General features: G+C 37.8%; 21 protein-coding genes. 14 read left to right on the plus strand and 7 right to left on the minus strand.

Translation table 11 applies throughout. From position 1 onward, the window contains the following. Entirely contained in the window at window positions 1-831 is an 831-nt protein-coding gene (gene thiD / locus CD31_RS13090) for a bifunctional hydroxymethylpyrimidine kinase/phosphomethylpyrimidine kinase (protein WP_036078198.1), read from the minus strand. Window positions 832-1,007: 176 nt separating this feature from the next. Between thiD and CD31_RS13095 the strand changes: the two genes are divergently transcribed. The 5 genes from CD31_RS13095 to CD31_RS13115 all read left to right on the plus strand — a co-directional run bounded on the left by CD31_RS13095 (window position 1,008) and on the right by CD31_RS13115 (window position 3,950). Next, window positions 1,008-1,685, plus strand: coding sequence for a uracil-DNA glycosylase (locus tag CD31_RS13095; RefSeq protein ID WP_016993382.1), 678 nt, complete (start codon window positions 1,008-1,010; stop codon window positions 1,683-1,685). Between the two features lie 75 nt (window positions 1,686-1,760). Then, a complete protein-coding gene (locus CD31_RS23845) occupies window positions 1,761-1,937 on the plus strand; it encodes a hypothetical protein (protein WP_016993381.1) in 177 nt (58 codons plus the stop codon). Continuing rightward, a complete protein-coding gene (locus tag CD31_RS13105) occupies window positions 1,937-2,203 on the plus strand; it encodes a YwdI family protein (RefSeq protein ID WP_016993380.1) in 267 nt (88 codons plus the stop codon). The genes CD31_RS23845 and CD31_RS13105 overlap by 1 nt, the downstream gene beginning before the upstream one ends. Before the next feature lie 27 nt (window positions 2,204-2,230). Then, window positions 2,231-2,611 (plus strand): DUF423 domain-containing protein, encoded by a 381-nt coding sequence (locus CD31_RS13110; RefSeq protein ID WP_016993379.1) that lies wholly within the window; start codon window positions 2,231-2,233, stop codon window positions 2,609-2,611. A 163-nt stretch (window positions 2,612-2,774) separates the two neighbouring features. After that, on the plus strand, window positions 2,775-3,950 hold the full coding sequence (locus CD31_RS13115; protein WP_036078200.1) for a M20 family metallopeptidase: 1,176 nt from the start codon (window positions 2,775-2,777) through the stop codon (window positions 3,948-3,950). An 84-nt stretch (window positions 3,951-4,034) separates the two neighbouring features. Here CD31_RS13115 and gerQ read toward each other — a convergent pair whose 3' ends face one another. Together gerQ and CD31_RS13125 are read right to left on the minus strand one after the other, a co-directional pair. Further along, window positions 4,035-4,370 (minus strand): spore coat protein GerQ, encoded by a 336-nt coding sequence (gene gerQ, locus CD31_RS13120; RefSeq protein WP_004227629.1) that lies wholly within the window; start codon window positions 4,368-4,370, stop codon window positions 4,035-4,037. Between the two features lie 22 nt (window positions 4,371-4,392). Continuing rightward, a complete protein-coding gene (locus CD31_RS13125) occupies window positions 4,393-4,818 on the minus strand; it encodes a cell wall hydrolase (protein WP_004227631.1) in 426 nt (141 codons plus the stop codon). Between the two features lie 246 nt (window positions 4,819-5,064). On the opposite strand from CD31_RS13125, the gene CD31_RS23535 reads away from it, so the two are divergent. Further along, on the plus strand, window positions 5,065-5,235 hold the full coding sequence (locus tag CD31_RS23535; protein WP_016993377.1) for a hypothetical protein: 171 nt from the start codon (window positions 5,065-5,067) through the stop codon (window positions 5,233-5,235). Between the two features lie 256 nt (window positions 5,236-5,491). After that, window positions 5,492-5,674, plus strand: a complete 183-nt coding sequence (locus CD31_RS13135; RefSeq protein ID WP_016993376.1) for a hypothetical protein — start codon at window positions 5,492-5,494, stop codon at window positions 5,672-5,674. Between the two features lie 43 nt (window positions 5,675-5,717). On the opposite strand, the gene hemQ is transcribed toward CD31_RS13135, so the two are convergent. Next, window positions 5,718-6,467, minus strand: a complete 750-nt coding sequence (gene hemQ / locus CD31_RS13140) for a hydrogen peroxide-dependent heme synthase (RefSeq protein ID WP_036078203.1) — start codon at window positions 6,465-6,467, stop codon at window positions 5,718-5,720. A gap of 156 nt (window positions 6,468-6,623) precedes the next feature. Here hemQ and lipL point away from each other — a divergent pair, with 156 nt between their 5' ends. Beyond that, complete coding sequence (lipL, locus tag CD31_RS13145) at window positions 6,624-7,457, plus strand: octanoyl-[GcvH]:protein N-octanoyltransferase (RefSeq protein ID WP_036078206.1); 834 nt, start codon at window positions 6,624-6,626, stop codon at window positions 7,455-7,457. A gap of 36 nt (window positions 7,458-7,493) precedes the next feature. Here lipL and CD31_RS13150 read toward each other — a convergent pair whose 3' ends face one another. Then, window positions 7,494-8,144 carry an RsfA family transcriptional regulator gene (locus CD31_RS13150; RefSeq protein WP_004227650.1) on the minus strand — a complete coding sequence of 217 codons (651 nt, stop codon included), beginning with the start codon at window positions 8,142-8,144 and terminating at the stop codon, window positions 7,494-7,496. A gap of 234 nt (window positions 8,145-8,378) precedes the next feature. Between CD31_RS13150 and CD31_RS13155 the strand changes: the two genes are divergently transcribed. Continuing rightward, window positions 8,379-8,603, plus strand: coding sequence for a YuzB family protein (locus tag CD31_RS13155; RefSeq protein ID WP_004227652.1), 225 nt, complete (start codon window positions 8,379-8,381; stop codon window positions 8,601-8,603). Between the two features lie 207 nt (window positions 8,604-8,810). After that, a complete protein-coding gene (locus CD31_RS13160) occupies window positions 8,811-10,118 on the plus strand; it encodes an HD domain-containing protein (protein ID WP_036078208.1) in 1,308 nt (435 codons plus the stop codon). A 78-nt stretch (window positions 10,119-10,196) separates the two neighbouring features. Here CD31_RS13160 and CD31_RS13165 read toward each other — a convergent pair whose 3' ends face one another. Continuing rightward, window positions 10,197-10,382 carry a 2-hydroxymuconate tautomerase gene (locus CD31_RS13165; RefSeq protein ID WP_004231516.1) on the minus strand — a complete coding sequence of 62 codons (186 nt, stop codon included), beginning with the start codon at window positions 10,380-10,382 and terminating at the stop codon, window positions 10,197-10,199. Between the two features lie 166 nt (window positions 10,383-10,548). Between CD31_RS13165 and CD31_RS13170 the strand changes: the two genes are divergently transcribed. Continuing rightward, the gene (locus CD31_RS13170; protein ID WP_016994179.1) at window positions 10,549-11,067 is read left to right on the plus strand and encodes a YwhD family protein; all 519 of its coding nucleotides are present in this window, start codon (window positions 10,549-10,551) and stop codon (window positions 11,065-11,067) included. Window positions 11,068-11,417: 350 nt separating this feature from the next. Here CD31_RS13170 and CD31_RS13175 read toward each other — a convergent pair whose 3' ends face one another. Further along, the gene (locus tag CD31_RS13175; protein WP_036078210.1) at window positions 11,418-13,472 is read right to left on the minus strand and encodes a transglycosylase domain-containing protein; all 2,055 of its coding nucleotides are present in this window, start codon (window positions 13,470-13,472) and stop codon (window positions 11,418-11,420) included. Window positions 13,473-13,787: 315 nt separating this feature from the next. Here CD31_RS13175 and speB point away from each other — a divergent pair, with 315 nt between their 5' ends. The 3 genes from speB (at window position 13,788) to yidC (ending at window position 15,812) form a co-directional block, all read left to right on the plus strand. Continuing rightward, window positions 13,788-14,660 carry an agmatinase gene (gene speB / locus CD31_RS13180; RefSeq protein ID WP_004231519.1) on the plus strand — a complete coding sequence of 291 codons (873 nt, stop codon included), beginning with the start codon at window positions 13,788-13,790 and terminating at the stop codon, window positions 14,658-14,660. Window positions 14,661-14,880: 220 nt separating this feature from the next. Further along, on the plus strand, window positions 14,881-15,156 hold the full coding sequence (locus CD31_RS13185; protein ID WP_016994177.1) for a hypothetical protein: 276 nt from the start codon (window positions 14,881-14,883) through the stop codon (window positions 15,154-15,156). Window positions 15,157-15,179: 23 nt separating this feature from the next. Continuing rightward, a complete protein-coding gene (gene yidC, locus CD31_RS13190; RefSeq protein WP_036078212.1) occupies window positions 15,180-15,812 on the plus strand; it encodes a membrane protein insertase YidC in 633 nt (210 codons plus the stop codon). Window positions 15,813-15,876 lie beyond the last annotated feature (64 nt).

Genomic DNA, 15,876 nt, shown 5'->3' on the forward strand with positions numbered 1-15,876 from the left:
TTATATTTCTGTTACTGTTACGTGTGGAGCGCCGAAGCGAGATTTCGCTCCATGCATGACAGGTCCTACATAATCATTTAACGCCCAACCATGTGCAATAGCAGCAGATACAAACTCTTTTGCTTCAATGACTGCATCTTTAATAGTAAGACCGTTAGCAAGATTGGCTGTTACAGATGCAGCAAATGTACAGCCTGCACCGTGGTTATTTGTAGATGCAACTTTTTCAGATTCTAATAAGTAGAATGCTTCACCATCAAAGAATAAGTCTGTTGCTTTTTCTGTAGCTAGGGCCTTTCCACCTTTAATGACAACAGCTTTAGCCCCTAGCTCATGGATTTTGCGAGCGGCCATCTTCATGTCGTCAATGTTTTTAGGTGTACCTATGCCAGCTAATTGTCCAGCTTCAAAAAGGTTTGGTGTTGTTACCGTTGCTAGTGGTAAAAGATGCTGAATCATGGCATCTGTATTACCGGGATTCAGTACTTCATCGTCCCCTTTGCATACCATAACAGGATCGATGACAACATTTGTAGTGCCTGAATTTGCGATAGCCTCTCCAGCAATACGGATAATTTCCTCTGTTGAGAGCATCCCTGTTTTAATGGCATCAATTCCTGTTGAAAGAGCTGTGTCAATTTGTTTTTGTAGTAAATCAGTTGGCAAAGGTGTGACGTTGTGTGTCCAGCCATTCGGGTCCATTGTTACGACAACTGTTAATGCCACCATACCATATGTACCATGCTCCTGAAATGTTTTAAGGTCGGCTTGCATCCCTGCACCGCCTGATGTATCTGAACCAGCAATTGTTAATGTTTTTTTTAGAGTCATTTTTAAAGATCTCCTTTATTGTCTAGAGTTATAAAATTACCATCTAGTATAGTCTGATTCTGATTCTATAAAAATAGCCAGAATACTATATTTTTATATGGTCAGTTTCAACTGATGCTTGAATTCATCGTTAATTTTTTGTACCGTTGTAAGAAGAGAAAGGGGCTTAAAGAGCGATGAAACAAGTATTCCCGAATGATTGGCAAGAAGTACTCAAAGATGAATTAGAAAAACCTTACTATCAAAAACTACGTCAATTTGTCGCAAATGAATATTCGACACAAACCATTTATCCACCTATGAATGATGTAATGAACGCATTTTATACAACAGCATATCATGATGTGAAAGTTATTATTTTAGGACAAGATCCTTATCATGGACCTAATCAAGCTCATGGGCTAAGCTTTTCTGTTAAACCAGGTATTCCACATCCTCCTAGCTTACGGAACATGTTGCAAGAGCTACAGGATGATTTAGGCTGTCCAATTCCTCAAAATGGAACACTAACAAAGTGGGCTGAACAGGGTGTTATGCTATTAAATACGGTGCTTACAGTTCGAGCAGGACAAGCGAATTCCCATAAAGAACAAGGGTGGGAGCAATTTACCGATGCTGTTATCGATCTATTAGCTGCAAGGGAAGAACCACTAATTTTTGTATTGTGGGGTAAACCAGCACAACGCAAAAAGCAATTAATCCGAAAATATAAAACACCTCATGTCATACTCGAAGCGCCACACCCAAGTCCATTAAGTGCTTATCGAGGATTCTTTGGCAGTAAACCTTATTCAAAGATTAATCAGCAATTAGTAGAGTGGGGCAAGCAGCCAATTGATTGGTGTTTAGAATAGATTGGCACAAATCGTTTGCTTTATACGCTTTAGCAATCATGTTACATTTAATATAGAAGAAAGTGAGGGACATTGATGAAGGTGAATTGTTTTAAGTGTCAATTTTTTAAAGTAACCTGGGACCCTCAAACCCCACGCGCATGTTCAGCTTATGGCTTTAAAACAAAGCAAATACCATCCGTTGTTGTGAAGCAATCATCGGGTGTAGATTGTTTAAAATTCGTACCAAAAGTAGAAAGTGGGAGAATGTAATGATTTCTTATCAAGCTGTTATACAGCAACTTGAAAAACAATTATCTAACGCCAAAAATGCGGGAAATGATCAGCAAATTCGTGAGGCGCTTACAGCCATTCGAGCATTATGTGATGTGGTGTTAGATTCTTCAGGTGATGCACCATCTATCACTCCCCATAAGCACGTACCGCAGATGCTTGTGTCAGAGACAAAACCATCCTCTTTATATACAGCAAAGATCGAAGAAGATGGAGCAAATGGCGATTCGATTTTTGATTTTTAATCCATTTTAAAGGCAGGGTAACGAAAAATGAAAAGATTTATCGTGACAGGTGCTCTTCATGGCCTATTAGCAGTAGCATTCGGTGCATTTGGTGCACATGCTTTAAAGGAAGTTTTAGATGAATATAGTCGAGGTATTTGGGAAACGGCTGTGCAATATCAAATGTTTCACGCTACAGGATTATTAGTTATCGGTCTGTTAATGAGCTCTAAACTATTAGGTGAAGTGAAACAATTAAATCTAGCAGGTATTTTCTTTAACCTTGGGATTGTTTTCTTTTCGGGGAGCTTATATGTTCTGGCGATAAGTGGAATAAAAGTATTGGGAGCTATTACACCAATCGGTGGTGTACTATTTTTAGCTGGATGGCTACTTATTATTTTTACTGCTCTCAAGCATGCACGTTAATTTTAAGTTGACTCTCTTACATTATTTGTAGGAGAGTTTTTCTTTGTGATCAGTCATAATTTTAAGATAGGGATTTAAATCCTATCCATTTTGTAAGAATTTATAGTACACTACTACTATTACTTGCAATATTTCGAAAATACCAAAAGTGAGGTTATGTAGTATGGAAAAACTATTTACATTACTAGATGCTAACTATGATGAGATGGTAGGGATTCGCCGCCATTTACATGAATACCCTGAATTGTCCTTTGAAGAAGTGGAAACGCCATCCTATATAGCTACTTTTCATAGAGAATTAGGTCATGAGGTTCGAGAAGGAGTGGGAGGGCGCGGTGTCGTAGCGATATTACGTGGCAAAAAGCCTGGTAAAACGGTGGCATTGCGAGCGGACTTTGATGCATTAGCGATACAAGAAGAAAATGATGTACCTTACAAATCTAAAATAGCTGGGAAAATGCATGCATGTGGACATGATGGACATACAGCTACATTGCTTGGGCTAGCTAAGGCATTAAATGCGATGAGGGACGAAATTGAAGGCAATGTCGTATTTATTCATCAGCATGCAGAGGAAGTGGCACCAGGTGGAGCTAAGCCGATGATTGAGGATGGTTGTTTAGAAGGAGTAGATGTTATTTTTGGAACGCATTTATGGGCACCTACACCATTAGGAGAAATTTTAGTGAAAGATGGAGCCATCATGGCTGCCGCGGATAAAGTAGAAATAACGGTTCAAGGAAAAGGTGGACATGGCGCAGAGCCGCATCATTCCATTGATGCTGTTACCCTTTCCTCCCAATTCGTCGTCAATGCTCAACAGCTTGTCTCAAGACGTATTGACCCATTGAAATCAGCTGTTTTAACAATCGGTCATTTTGAGGCGATTAATCCGTTTAACGTTATTGCTGATCGGGTAGTATTGGCGGGGACAATTCGTACTTTTGAAGAAGAAGTACGCACACAAATGGAACAAGAGTTAGAAGCAGTATTAAATGCGACCTGTCTGGCATTTGGGGCAAGTTACGAATATCGTTACACAAGAGGTTATCCACCCGTTTATAACCATCAGAGCGAAACCGAGTTTGTGGCACAGATCGCGTCGACTGTACCAGGGGTAGATCAAGTAATAACATGTCCTCCGTTTATGATTGGGGAAGACTTTGCGTATTATTTAGAAAAAGTACCTGGCACATTTTTCTTCACAGGTGCTAAAAAGCCTGAATGGGAAAAGGCCTATCCGCATCATCATGCACGCTTTGATTTTGATGAACGTGCAATGCTCATTGCAGCGAAAACCTTAGGTAAGGCAACTTTAACGTATTTAAAAGAAAATTGAGCATAGTGAATGATAAAAATCCGCATACGCCCATCGACTTTTGGTCAGTGAGTGTATTGCGGATTTTTACTCTAGAAGATAGAATTATGGATTTTGATTAAAGTAAGCCATTTCTTCATCATACTCAGCAAAATCGAAATAAATCATAGGGAAAAGAAAACGATGATTAGACTTAAGCTCACGAATAATGACATGATCTCGACCAGCAGCTTCTACCACACCACGAACAGTTTTTGTGTTTTTTCCCTGCTCTACTGCGTGCTCAAAAGAAAAATGGAAGGTAGCTGGTTTTCCACGATTCAAACGCAAAATATTTTCTATATAGGACTCCTCACGGCCTGGTGGTCGTCCGCTCGGGAGTGTGACTGGAGGAGGAGTCATTTGTTGTTGCGTTGTTGGTGTCCAATAATAAGGCATCATCAATTATCAACCTACTTTCTTTTTAAATTTGAGGACAATCTTGTTCAGTTGGCGAGAAAAAACAATGGGATTTAAATCTGCCAGTATTCCATTGGCCATACCATTGGGCAGGACAATCACCTGCTGGCATGAAAAACCACAAAGAGCGGGTAGCTGGATGAAATCTTTCACCCTGAATCACCCTTTTAGCTAACCGAATATCTTGATCACGTGCTCGTTGATAAAAATAACCCTTTTGTGTTGCCTCAAAGCCTCCCGGACGCTGATAAACCATTTGTTCAATTGTTCGAATATCACCAAAATCTAAACAATCACCTCTTACACGATTAACGCCAACATTCCCAACCATCAGCATGCCTAATTCTCCTTCACCTTCTGCTTCGGCACGCATTAGTCTTGCGAGTAGGGCTGTCTGTGCATCATTCGTCTTAATAACAGCGATTTTCATACCTCCTCGCAGACAGTATATGCATGAAGGTATTGTAGACATGTTCAATTTTGTTAAGAAAGACATTCACACATTAAAGTTACTATGCATATAGTAGTAATAACGACAAGTACGTAGAAATTACTTCGAAACCCTGCAAGATCCGATAGTTTTTTTATCAAAAAGGGTAAATAGAAAAAAATAGAATTAGGGGAACGTGAGATCAATGAATTGCATGTGTATCTAATACATGTGAGGTGATGGCTTATGGAAATTGGCGTTTGGTTTGGGATTCTATTAAGTGCAGTACTGGCTTTTCTATTAGGGGAGTTTTATGGACAGCCACTCCATTGGTATCTCTTTATTGTCATTATAGTGATTGGCTTTTTTATTCAAACGGTAATCTTAATTTTAAAAGTAAAGGATGAAAGCTCTTAATGAAGTGTACAAAAGAAAGTGTTGGGGTTAAGAAAGTGTCATCGCTGAAGGATGGCACTTTTTTATATTGAGTATAAATGTTCTAGTTTGGAAAGCAAAGCATCAGGAAAAATGACTTTTCCTTAATAGGCGATGAATGCTTGTTTTAGCTGCTATTTCAATGAGACGTAATTATTCTTACCTTGCAAGTATATTAAAAATATACCGAGACATACTAAAAATGACTTAATTTTTGCTTTTATGAAGGAGCGTTTTCATGCGTATTTTTAGTATGTTTGTAGCGATCATCATCAGCGCTTTTCTGGCAGTTGGAATAGCAGAATATTATCATCAACCATATAATTGGTATTTAGTTTTTCTTATGATGCTAACTGGATTTTTTATTCACATTATTATTTTAATCTTCGAATCCGAAAATGCAGAAGAAAACGAAATTTAAAAATGCGAGTCCGCCAATATGGACTCGCATTTTTAATTAGATATTAAACAGTTAGGAATTTAACCAATTTTTCTTTATCAAGTAGGTTGCCGACGAAGAATTCCCCGAACTCGCCATAGCGTGCCGACACTTCGTCAAAGCGCATTTCGTATACTAGTTTTTTGAATTGTAGTACGTCATCAGCAAATAAAGTTACGCCCCATTCGTGATCATCGAAGCCTACAGAGCCAGTGATAATTTGTTTTACTTTACCAGCATAGCCGCGACCAATCATCCCGTGAGAACGCATTAATGATTTACGCTCATCCATTGATAACATATACCAGTTATCGTTCCCTTGACGGCGTTTATCCATTGGATAGAAGCATACATATTTAGCACGTGGAAGTTCAGGATATAGACGCGCACGTACATGTGGATTTTGGTAAGGATCTTCATTTGATTCGCCAGCTAAATAGTTTGAAAGCTCTACAACAGATACATAAGAGTATGTAGGAATTGTAAAATCTGCAATAGCTAATTTATTGAATTCCGCTTCAAGCTCTTGTAACTCATCCATCGTTTCACGCAATGTCATAATCATAAAGTCTGCTTTTTGACCAACGATTGCATAAAAAGCATGAGCACCTGTTTTAGCTACGTCTGCTTCGTTCAGTTTTTCTAAATAAGCAATAAACTCCTCTACTGCTGCTTGACGTTCCTCTGCAGAAACAAGTTTCCAAGATGCCCAGTCGATTGAGCGGAAATCATGTAAAGCGTACCAACCATCTAACGTAATTGCTGCTTCATTCATTATTGAAAACACTCCTTTATAAGTGAATACCATTCAAAAATTAGTTTATCATAGTTTGTACAAAATCCCTAAGTTCATGATAGTTATTCACGAATTTGACACCAACTAAAGATAATGTATTCTAAAGAGAAGAGATGTAATTAGAGGAGTACCAATATGAAACATATTTTACAACAGCCAATTTGGCGTTATTATGATCAATCCATTAGTGCGAAGCAAAGGTCACCGCTTGAATCTTTTGCGACGGACGATACGTTGTGCCAATTAGTTGGCCAATTGATGTCTCCGCCAACAATTCGTACATGGGTGCATGAGGCATCTGTTGTACTAGGTATTCAAGACCACCGTTTACCTTATGTTCAGCAAGGTATGGAATTACTAGAATCTAGAGGCTATCATCCTATTGTTCGTAATTCTGGTGGATTAGCGGTTGTGCTAGATGAGGGAATTCTCAATATTTCCATTGTATTGTCTGAACAAAAAGAGTCACTCAGTATAAACGATGGCTATGATGTGATGGTTGAACTTGTGAAGGGATTGTTCCCAGAGGTAGCAGAAAAAATTGAGGCTTATGAAATTGTGGGTTCTTATTGCCCAGGTTCTTATGATTTAAGTATTGAAGGGAAAAAATTTGCTGGCATTTCACAAAGACGCTTACGACAAGGGGTGGCAGTGCAAATTTATTTATGTATTGAGGGAAGTGGCTCGCAACGTGCGGCCCTTATCCGTGATTTTTATGAACATAGCTTACAACAAGAGGAAACAAAATTCACTTACCCTCAAATCATGCCCGAAGTGATGGCTTCGCTATCAGAGCTTGTAGACCCAAATTTAACTGTAGAAGCGGTTGTTATTCGTCTACAACAACTACTTAATTATTGGGCCGAGGAAGTACGTCCACAGTCCTTCTACGATGAAGAATTAGCGTTGTATGGTTTTTATTTACAGCGTGTTTTTGAACGCAACACCAAAATGCTTGAACGAAAGTAAATGGGTTGATTATATGAAACAGAAAAAGCGATGCGGCTAATTTAGCGCATCGCCATTTTCTGGTTGATAAATAGAACTGCTAGTTACAAGATTTCCGTTCTTCTCCATTTTAAAAACGGGTGCAATTCGCTCTTCCTCTTCATCAAGCGTAACAAGACGTCTAGCACGGTTCATAATTTGAACAAATTGCTCGTAATCTTTGCGAATCGCTCGATTTTCTTCTTCTAGTTTTGTAATGGTTTTCTCTAGTTTTTTATTTTTCTCAGATGTTACATGGACAAGTTGTCGCCATTTTGAAGATTCATTTCCTACTTCACCAGAATGCTGTAAACGTAGTAAATAAGCTATGACAATATCAAGAGAAAGGGCAGATAGCGGAATTGATTTTCCTTCTGCAGCACTATTATTGACAGTAAACATACTAGAAGCACGGCGTCTTGCTGGTGCTCCCAACACTCGCATTCTCTCTTTTCTTTCCTTTTTAGCTTCTGCTAGTTGCTCCTCGTATTCTTTACGAACAACAGCATTCCAACGAAAACCACAGGCTGCAGCAGTACGATTTAATGCATCGCCTGCTTCTTCAAAGGCATTAAGCTGTGTACTACCTTCTGTTACATGACGGATTACAGCCTCTGCTAGTAATTCATCGTTTTCTTTTAACCAAGCATCTTGTCTTACTTTACTCATATTAAAATCCTCCCACCTTTATCTGGAACTTGTTATTTAAGACTAGCATGACCAATCTTTTAACCTTTTATTCATCTATGTAGAAGGAATTATGCTTGAATAGAAGGGGAAAAGTACGATACAATACCCGATGTAGGTTTGTGCACATGCTGCATACTTAAATATGTGAAGGTCATGTGTTCAATAGAGCGATTATGTTTTGAAAAATACTATATAGAAAGGGTTGTTGACAAAATGGCAAACGAATTTAAAGTTTGCGATGAATGTCAGGCCGTTAACTTAAAGACGTTAATTCCAAAATTAAAGGAAATCGATCCTGATGCAACCATCGAAATTGGCTGTCATTCTTACTGTGGGCCAGGACGTAAAAAGACATTTACCTTTGTAAATAGCCGACCTGTTGCTGCATTAACAGAAGATGAACTAATGGAAAAGGTTTTAGCAAAATTAAAAAAGTAAAACTAAAAGCTATCTCTACTTGGGGGATAGTTTTTGTTTTGCTCATTTTTATATGTTGAGAAATTAGACCAATGTAGACTTAAAAATAATGATGAAAGTGATTGAAATAGGTTGTTAATATCTATAGAAAAATGGCAATAAGTAAGTATGCTAGTCCTAGATTTATCGCATATAATAGAACTATAACAAAGTGGGGGTGCTATCCAAATGACATATGCAAACGCTAAATTAGAAGAAGAAAAGGTATTTAAAGACCCTGTACACCGTTATGTACATGTTCGAGATCAAGTGATATGGGATTTAGTGGGTACAAGAGAATTTCAGCGTTTACGTAGAATTCGTCAGCTAGGTACCACATTTTTAGTTTTTCATGGAGCAGAACACAGTCGCTTTAGTCATTCTCTAGGGGTTTATGAAATTGTACGCCGCATAGTAGATGATATCTTTGTAGGTCGTCCAGATTGGGATGAAAGCGAAAGATTATTAGTATTATGTGCAGCCCTTTTACATGATTTAGGTCATGGACCATTTTCCCATGCTTTTGAAAATGTATTTGAGCTTGATCATGAAGATTATACAAGGCAAATTTTGCTGGGGGATACAGAAGTAAATGCGATTTTAAAAAAAGTGGCAGATGATTTTCCAGAAAAGGTGTCCCAAGTAATTGAAAAGACATATCCAAATAAGCAAGTAATTAGTTTAATTTCGAGTCAAATTGATGCAGATCGTATGGATTACTTACAACGGGATGCTTATTTTACAGGAGTTAGCTACGGTCACTTTGATATGGAACGGATTTTAAGAGTGATGCGTCCACGAAAAAACCAAGTAGTGATCAAAGCAACAGGCATGCATGCGGTGGAAGACTATATAATGAGTCGTTATCAAATGTACTTACAAATTTACTTTCATCCTGTTTCACGAAGTGCAGAGGTAATTTTAAATAATATATTAAAAAGAGTAAAACAATTAAGCTTAGAGGGCTATACATTTAAGCATGAGCCTACTCATTTCCTGGCATTCTTCCGAAATACTATTACATTAGAGGATTATCTTGCGTTAGACGAGAGTATACTTTTTACATATTTTCAGTTATGGATGCAAGAAGAGGATGCAATTCTAAGTGATTTAAGTCGCCGCTTTGTCAATCGTAAGCTATTTCAATACATTGATTTAGATCCGGGGGTGGAGCTCAATAAATATCAAAAACTCCAAGAGCTTTTTAAAAAAGCAGGATTAAATCCCGATTATTACCTTGTACACGATACAACGGCAGATCTGCCATATGATTTTTACAGACCTGGAGAGGAAGAAGTGCGTGTACCGATTTTTTTAGAAATGAAAAATGGTGAGCTACGGGAGCTTTCACGTGAATCAATTATTGTTGATGCCATCTCAGGGCGAATGAAACGAGATCATAAAATCTATTTCCCATTAGATTTCTTAGAGGACGACTCTTCACATCCAACGATCAAACAACAAATACTAACATTGTTAAGAAGAGACGGAAAGTAAGTTGTTTCTGACAACATGATTTCCATGAAATCTTATAAAAAGGGTAGGGCACTCTAATGTGCTCTACCCATCTTACTATTATTTGTCGCTAAAACGAACGCCTGCAACGCCGTAATGGTTTTTAGACATTTCTTCAATAAAAACTGTTACATTTTCTGCAGGTGCATTAACTGTGCGTGATACTGCTTCCGTTACTTCTTTTACAAGAGCACGTTTTTGTTCCTCTGTACGACCTTCTAGCATTTTCACTGTTACGTATGGCATAATATTGCCTCCTTTATAGAATAATGTTGTATAGTTAGTTTATAAGAAAGTATAAACTTCTTACTTGCGTTGAGGCATATGCGCAATGGCGAAAATAGTGATTGTTTCGATAAAATATGCGTTGATATGCTTTCCTTTATAATAGCAGAATGGAGGATATTTAAGTATGACAAATGAAGAAAAACCAAAACAAAAAATGGGTTTTACCATTATAAAAAATGATCCAACAGATGGACATAAAGGGTTTGGTATCGGTTCACTTTCATTAGAGAATGTATCGCCCGTCATTATTGATGTAGAAGAGGGAACGGCTTCTGTTGAAATTGGTGCCATGCATGCACGAAGTGATGTAGAGCGTGGGATAAAATTTACAATGGACCGTGCTGATTCAGAGGGCGGAAAACCGTATTGGCTCGTGTGGGTGACGATAGACCATAAAGAAAATGGGCCATATTATGCGGGGGTTACAGCCTGTGAGATGGTTGTAAATCGGGAAAAAAGACGTGGCTATAAAATTCTAGCTGATCATGTGAATAAAATGGATAAATCCATGAAACGTCATATTATTGTAGAGCATATGGATGCATCATCTAAAAAAGTGTTAGCTACTTTCCTTGAACAACTAAATCCTGAAATGTGGGAACGTAGTGAGGAGCAATTGCGTCAAGACTTATTTGTCGAATAGACTCGTAATGATTGAACAATCTGTGACATTTTGCAATCGCTTTCGATATTAGGTTGAAAGTGGGTTTGAAACAAAGTACACTTGAGGCAGAGCTTACATTTTAGTAAGCTAGGACACTTGGTATCGCGAATGTGATGAGCGCTATGCGGCATTTGAATAACCCAAACCCAAGCCAAATGCCCCATGATGCTCATACTTCGCGGACCATAAAAAAGAAAAGCTTTCTGTTCCCACGGACACGTCTCCGGGGAAGAGAAAGCTTTTCTTTTTTCGTTATCAGTTACTTTGTCGAGAGCCTTCATAGCTTAAAACGTATTAGGTTTAAAAAGGTTTCCGAAATTATTTTGTTTTTAGTCCTTAAATATAGAGAAGGGTAGCATATTCCAAAATTCTCCCCATGTATTACTGTCGAGAATATCGAAATTTGTACATTTTTCGGTTGGCACATCCTTGGACTCTACATAGACAAGACGTTGTTTAGGACAAGCGTCAGTCGCTAATTTACCTGTTTCAATATCAATGACAACGCCCTCTACACCTTTAGGTTTTTTGAAATCCTCATTTTTTGTACCTTTGTTGACCGTTTCCATAAAGTCAATCCAGATTTGCTTTGTTGCAGCAGTATCTTCTTTTGTCGTAAGATTTTTACCCTGATCATAGCCATTCCATACACCAGCAGTAAGTCTTGGTGTAAAACCGATTAACCATTGATCACTATTGGTAGAACCTGATTTAGCAGCATATGTGTGTGTCATACGTGATCGAATACTGATTCCTGTAGCGGGTGAATAGTCACTGAAAACCGGATCAAAAATACCTGTCATCATTTCTGTTAAGATATATGCATTTTCTTTAGAAATGGCTGTTTCAGCTTTGCTTGCAACATCTTTGTTTTCATAAATAACATTACCATTTGCATTTTTAATAGAGACAATGGTTGTTGGTGTTGTTTGCTGACCTTGCGACGCCAAAATATTATATGCATTTGTCATTTCATATAATGTCGTTTCAATCGTTCCTAGTGCAATGGATAAATTATCCTTTGCGCCAATCCCTACATTAAAACGGTTTGCCATATCATGAAACGCTTTAAAGCCAATATCCTCTAGGGTTTTTACTGCGTAAATATTATCTGAGATAGCAATAGCTTGTGCCATCGTCATATCATGATCTGCAAATTGACCATTAACGTTTTTAGGTGCATAAGTGCCACGCCCATTATCATAAGTAAATGTTGTTTCCCCAACATCTAAAAAAGTTAGTGGAGTGTAACCATTTTCAAGCGCAGCTGCATATAAGATCGGCTTAATAGTAGAACCTGGTTGACGTTTAGCTTGAGTAACTCGGTTAAATGAGCTTACTGAATAATCACGACCACCGACTAATGCAGTGACAGCTCCAGTTTTAGATTCCATACTCACGAACGCAGATTGCAAATCGTTGGCAGGCATGTTTTTGGCTACCGCTTCTTCAGCCGCTTTTTGATGCTCCAGATTAAGCGTTGTTTGAATCGTCCAGCCACCTTCACTAATATCAAGGTTTTTTGATTTTAAGATTTCACTGGCTTCTTGCCAAGCCACATCCAGGAAATAAGGGGCAACAGATTTGGTTGCAACCCAGCTATCATTTTTTAAAACAAGCTGTTCATTTTCAGCCCGCGTTTTTTCTTCTTGTGTAATGGCGCCTTGGTCTGCCATAAGTTTCAAAATAACGTGTTGACGATTGGTAGCCTTATCTAAATTGGCAATTGGTGAGTAAATACTAGGTCCTTTTGGTACGCCTGTTAGCATTGCTGCTTCGGCAAGCGTTAAATCACTGGCAGATTTTCCGAAATAAAAACGACTGGCAGCTTCTACGCCATACATACCATGGCCATAATATACCGTATTTAAATAGCCCTCTAGTATTTCGTCCTTGTCATAAAAAACTTCTAATCTATAAGCATACAGGGCTTCGTTTAATTTACGTGTCCAAGATTTTTCATGGGAAAGGTAAAGGTTACGAGCATATTGTTGCGTAATGGTACTCGCTCCTTGAACCTTACCACCAGCCTTAATGTCCACTAAAATGGCACCAGCAATACGTGAATAGTCGAAACCGCCGTGCTGATAAAAGTCTTTATCTTCTACAGCAACTACTGCTTCCTTTAAATAAGGTGACATCTCATCGAGGCCAACCCAATAACGTCGTTGATTTGTAAAGTGATCTCCAATTTGGTTCTCATTTTCATCTAAGAAAATAGAAGCCTTTGGTACGGTTAAAGGCGGTGCACCAGCCACTTGAACATAGATGCGGAGTGCGACAAATGCTACGACAATTGCAGATGTAAAGGCCACAAATAGCGTAAGGCCTTTGCGAGTGCGCTTTACACGCTGTTGCTTTCGATGATAGCTTTTTCGTTTCATCCGACTTCACCTCGTTTTCTCACAACTTCGAACTTAGCTTTAGTATGTGTTCGAACATTCATCTTTAATCGAAATTCTACCTAAAAACTATTGCACTTTATTCAAAAACATCTATACTTTTTTTGTACTACTTGAAATGTTGGCATTCGACAAAAAAATCGCACCTTGTAGATTTTAATCGAATTTTGCTAGGCGTTCCAATAATGTATACGAGGTTAAAAGGATACAGGTTTCATTACAATCCTGTAAGCCATAATAGAAAAAGATGAAAAAATGATGATCAACACAATATTTTAATTATACGGAGGACTAGCAATGAGATTTGATGAAGCTTATTCAGGAAATGTTTTTATAAAAAGTCATCCTACATATGACGATGCACAGGCAGTAATTTATGGCATGCCAATGGATTGGACAGTAAGTTATCGTCCAGGATCACGTTTCGGTCCACAGCGTATCCGTGAGGTATCCATTGGTCTTGAAGAGTACAGTCCATATCTAGATCGTGAGCTTGAGGAAGTAAAGTACTTTGACGCAGGTGATATTCCACTACCATTTGGAAATGCACAGCGCTCATTAGATGAAATTGAGAAATTTATTGAAAAATTATTAGCGGATGGCAAGATTCCTGTTGGCATGGGTGGGGAGCATCTAGTGTCTTGGCCAGTAATGAAGGCTGTATCAGCTAAATATGATGATCTTGCTATTATTCACTTTGATGCACATACGGATTTACGTGTGGAATATGAGGGAGAGCCTCTTTCACACTCTACACCAATCCGTAAAATTGCAGAACATATTGGACCAAAAAATGTCTATTCATTTGGTATCCGTTCAGGTATGAAAGAGGAATTTGAATGGGCAAAGGAAAACGGCATGCACATTTCAAAATTTGAAGTGCTTGAACCATTAAAAGAGGTCCTGCCAACGCTAGCTGGACGCAATGTGTATGTAACAATTGATATCGATGTGTTAGATCCAGCACATGCACCAGGCACTGGCACAGTGGACTGCGGTGGTATTACTTCCAAAGAATTGCTAGCTTCCATCCATGCTATTGCAGCAAGTGGTGTAAATGTAGTAGGCTTCGACCTAGTTGAAGTAGCACCAATCTACGATTCTTCAGAAATGACAGCAAACACAGCTTCAAAATTATTACGAGAAATGATCTTAGGCTGGGTAAAATAAATAAGACATTGTAAATATGATTGGTTGAATGGGGGTTAGCTATGAGCTAGCCCCATTTTATATTTTTGAAATGAAGAATGAGCCTTAGCATAAAATTGAAACTTATTTTATTTTGTTGCGTAGATAAAATAGGTAATAGTTTATATATTACAAAAGAGAGAAAGATAGATGAAAATAAAATGTATGTTTCTTCAATTTAAATAAAGGAAGGAGGAGTATTATGATTTGGTCACTTCTCATTAATGATTTATTCATTTTTGTCAGTTCAATGGAATACTTTTGGCTATTAGCATCTTTGGTTTTAACTGTACTAAGTGTTCATTTGCATCTGTATCTTGTTCATGAAATAACCGTTCAAGAAGTGAAGGACGAAGAGTTTGAAGTTGACTATAATATCACTAATACTTGGACTCCACCTATGCTAACGTGGTTTGTATTGTGTATTAGAATGTCAGAAAACAATGAGGAAGAAAGTGTATCTCCTAGTTTGAATTAAACTATAAACTAGGAGGAAAACCATTGTTAACATTTTTAGCACAACCTATTATTAGTCTCATTCATTTCATCCATTCTTTTACAGGGAGCTATGCAGTGAGTGTCATTGCCATAACGATTGCAGTCAGATTAATTCTTATGCCGTTATTTATTCAATCGGCAAAACACCAAAAACACTCAAAAGAATTAATGACAACCATTAAGCCTGAATTAGATGCGCTTACAGATAAATATAAGAATAGTCAAAGCGAATCTGAAAAAAGAATGGTACAACATAAAATCCAAGAGCTAACTTCAGATTCATTGAAAAGTTCTTTATTAGGATGTTTACCAATTATCATTCAATTACCGATATTATTTTCACTGTACTACGCAATTAAGCTAGATTCAGTGATAGCCAGTGAAAATTTCCTTTGGATGAATTTAGGTACGATTGATATGGGGATTTCGATGATTGCTTGTTTGATTTATTTCATTCAAAGCTGTATAGCCCTAGAGAAAAGTCAACCATTAAATATGAAGATAATGGTATTTATTAATCCGATCATGATCCTCATTTTTAGTCTGTTCAACCCAGCGATTATCCCCATCTATTGGACTGTTAGTGCTTTATTGTTAATCGTTCAACAATTGATTATAAAAAAATGGTATAGATAAAATGAAATCCTCTCTCTCCGTTATTGGAAGGAGAGGGTTTTTATTTTCTCTAATAAACTTGTTA

The sequence above is a fragment of the Lysinibacillus boronitolerans JCM 21713 = 10a = NBRC 103108 genome (genome assembly GCF_000772935.1).
GTDB lineage: Bacteria > Bacillota > Bacilli > Bacillales_A > Planococcaceae > Lysinibacillus > Lysinibacillus boronitolerans.

Coding starts and splice junctions, on each gene's coding strand:
- thiD (WP_036078198.1), bottom strand. CDS start 831: ATGACTCTAAAAAAAACATTAACAATTGCTGGTTCAGATACATCAGGC.
- CD31_RS13095 (WP_016993382.1), top strand. CDS start 1,008: ATGAAACAAGTATTCCCGAATGATTGGCAAGAAGTACTCAAAGATGAA.
- CD31_RS23845 (WP_016993381.1), top strand. CDS start 1,761: ATGAAGGTGAATTGTTTTAAGTGTCAATTTTTTAAAGTAACCTGGGAC.
- CD31_RS13105 (WP_016993380.1), top strand. CDS start 1,937: ATGATTTCTTATCAAGCTGTTATACAGCAACTTGAAAAACAATTATCT.
- CD31_RS13110 (WP_016993379.1), top strand. CDS start 2,231: ATGAAAAGATTTATCGTGACAGGTGCTCTTCATGGCCTATTAGCAGTA.
- CD31_RS13115 (WP_036078200.1), top strand. CDS start 2,775: ATGGAAAAACTATTTACATTACTAGATGCTAACTATGATGAGATGGTA.
- gerQ (WP_004227629.1), bottom strand. CDS start 4,370: ATGATGCCTTATTATTGGACACCAACAACGCAACAACAAATGACTCCT.
- CD31_RS13125 (WP_004227631.1), bottom strand. CDS start 4,818: ATGAAAATCGCTGTTATTAAGACGAATGATGCACAGACAGCCCTACTC.
- CD31_RS23535 (WP_016993377.1), top strand. CDS start 5,065: ATGGAAATTGGCGTTTGGTTTGGGATTCTATTAAGTGCAGTACTGGCT.
- CD31_RS13135 (WP_016993376.1), top strand. CDS start 5,492: ATGCGTATTTTTAGTATGTTTGTAGCGATCATCATCAGCGCTTTTCTG.
- hemQ (WP_036078203.1), bottom strand. CDS start 6,467: ATGAATGAAGCAGCAATTACGTTAGATGGTTGGTACGCTTTACATGAT.
- lipL (WP_036078206.1), top strand. CDS start 6,624: ATGAAACATATTTTACAACAGCCAATTTGGCGTTATTATGATCAATCC.
- CD31_RS13150 (WP_004227650.1), bottom strand. CDS start 8,144: ATGAGTAAAGTAAGACAAGATGCTTGGTTAAAAGAAAACGATGAATTA.
- CD31_RS13155 (WP_004227652.1), top strand. CDS start 8,379: ATGGCAAACGAATTTAAAGTTTGCGATGAATGTCAGGCCGTTAACTTA.
- CD31_RS13160 (WP_036078208.1), top strand. CDS start 8,811: ATGACATATGCAAACGCTAAATTAGAAGAAGAAAAGGTATTTAAAGAC.
- CD31_RS13165 (WP_004231516.1), bottom strand. CDS start 10,382: ATGCCATACGTAACAGTGAAAATGCTAGAAGGTCGTACAGAGGAACAA.
- CD31_RS13170 (WP_016994179.1), top strand. CDS start 10,549: ATGACAAATGAAGAAAAACCAAAACAAAAAATGGGTTTTACCATTATA.
- CD31_RS13175 (WP_036078210.1), bottom strand. CDS start 13,472: ATGAAACGAAAAAGCTATCATCGAAAGCAACAGCGTGTAAAGCGCACT.
- speB (WP_004231519.1), top strand. CDS start 13,788: ATGAGATTTGATGAAGCTTATTCAGGAAATGTTTTTATAAAAAGTCAT.
- CD31_RS13185 (WP_016994177.1), top strand. CDS start 14,881: ATGATTTGGTCACTTCTCATTAATGATTTATTCATTTTTGTCAGTTCA.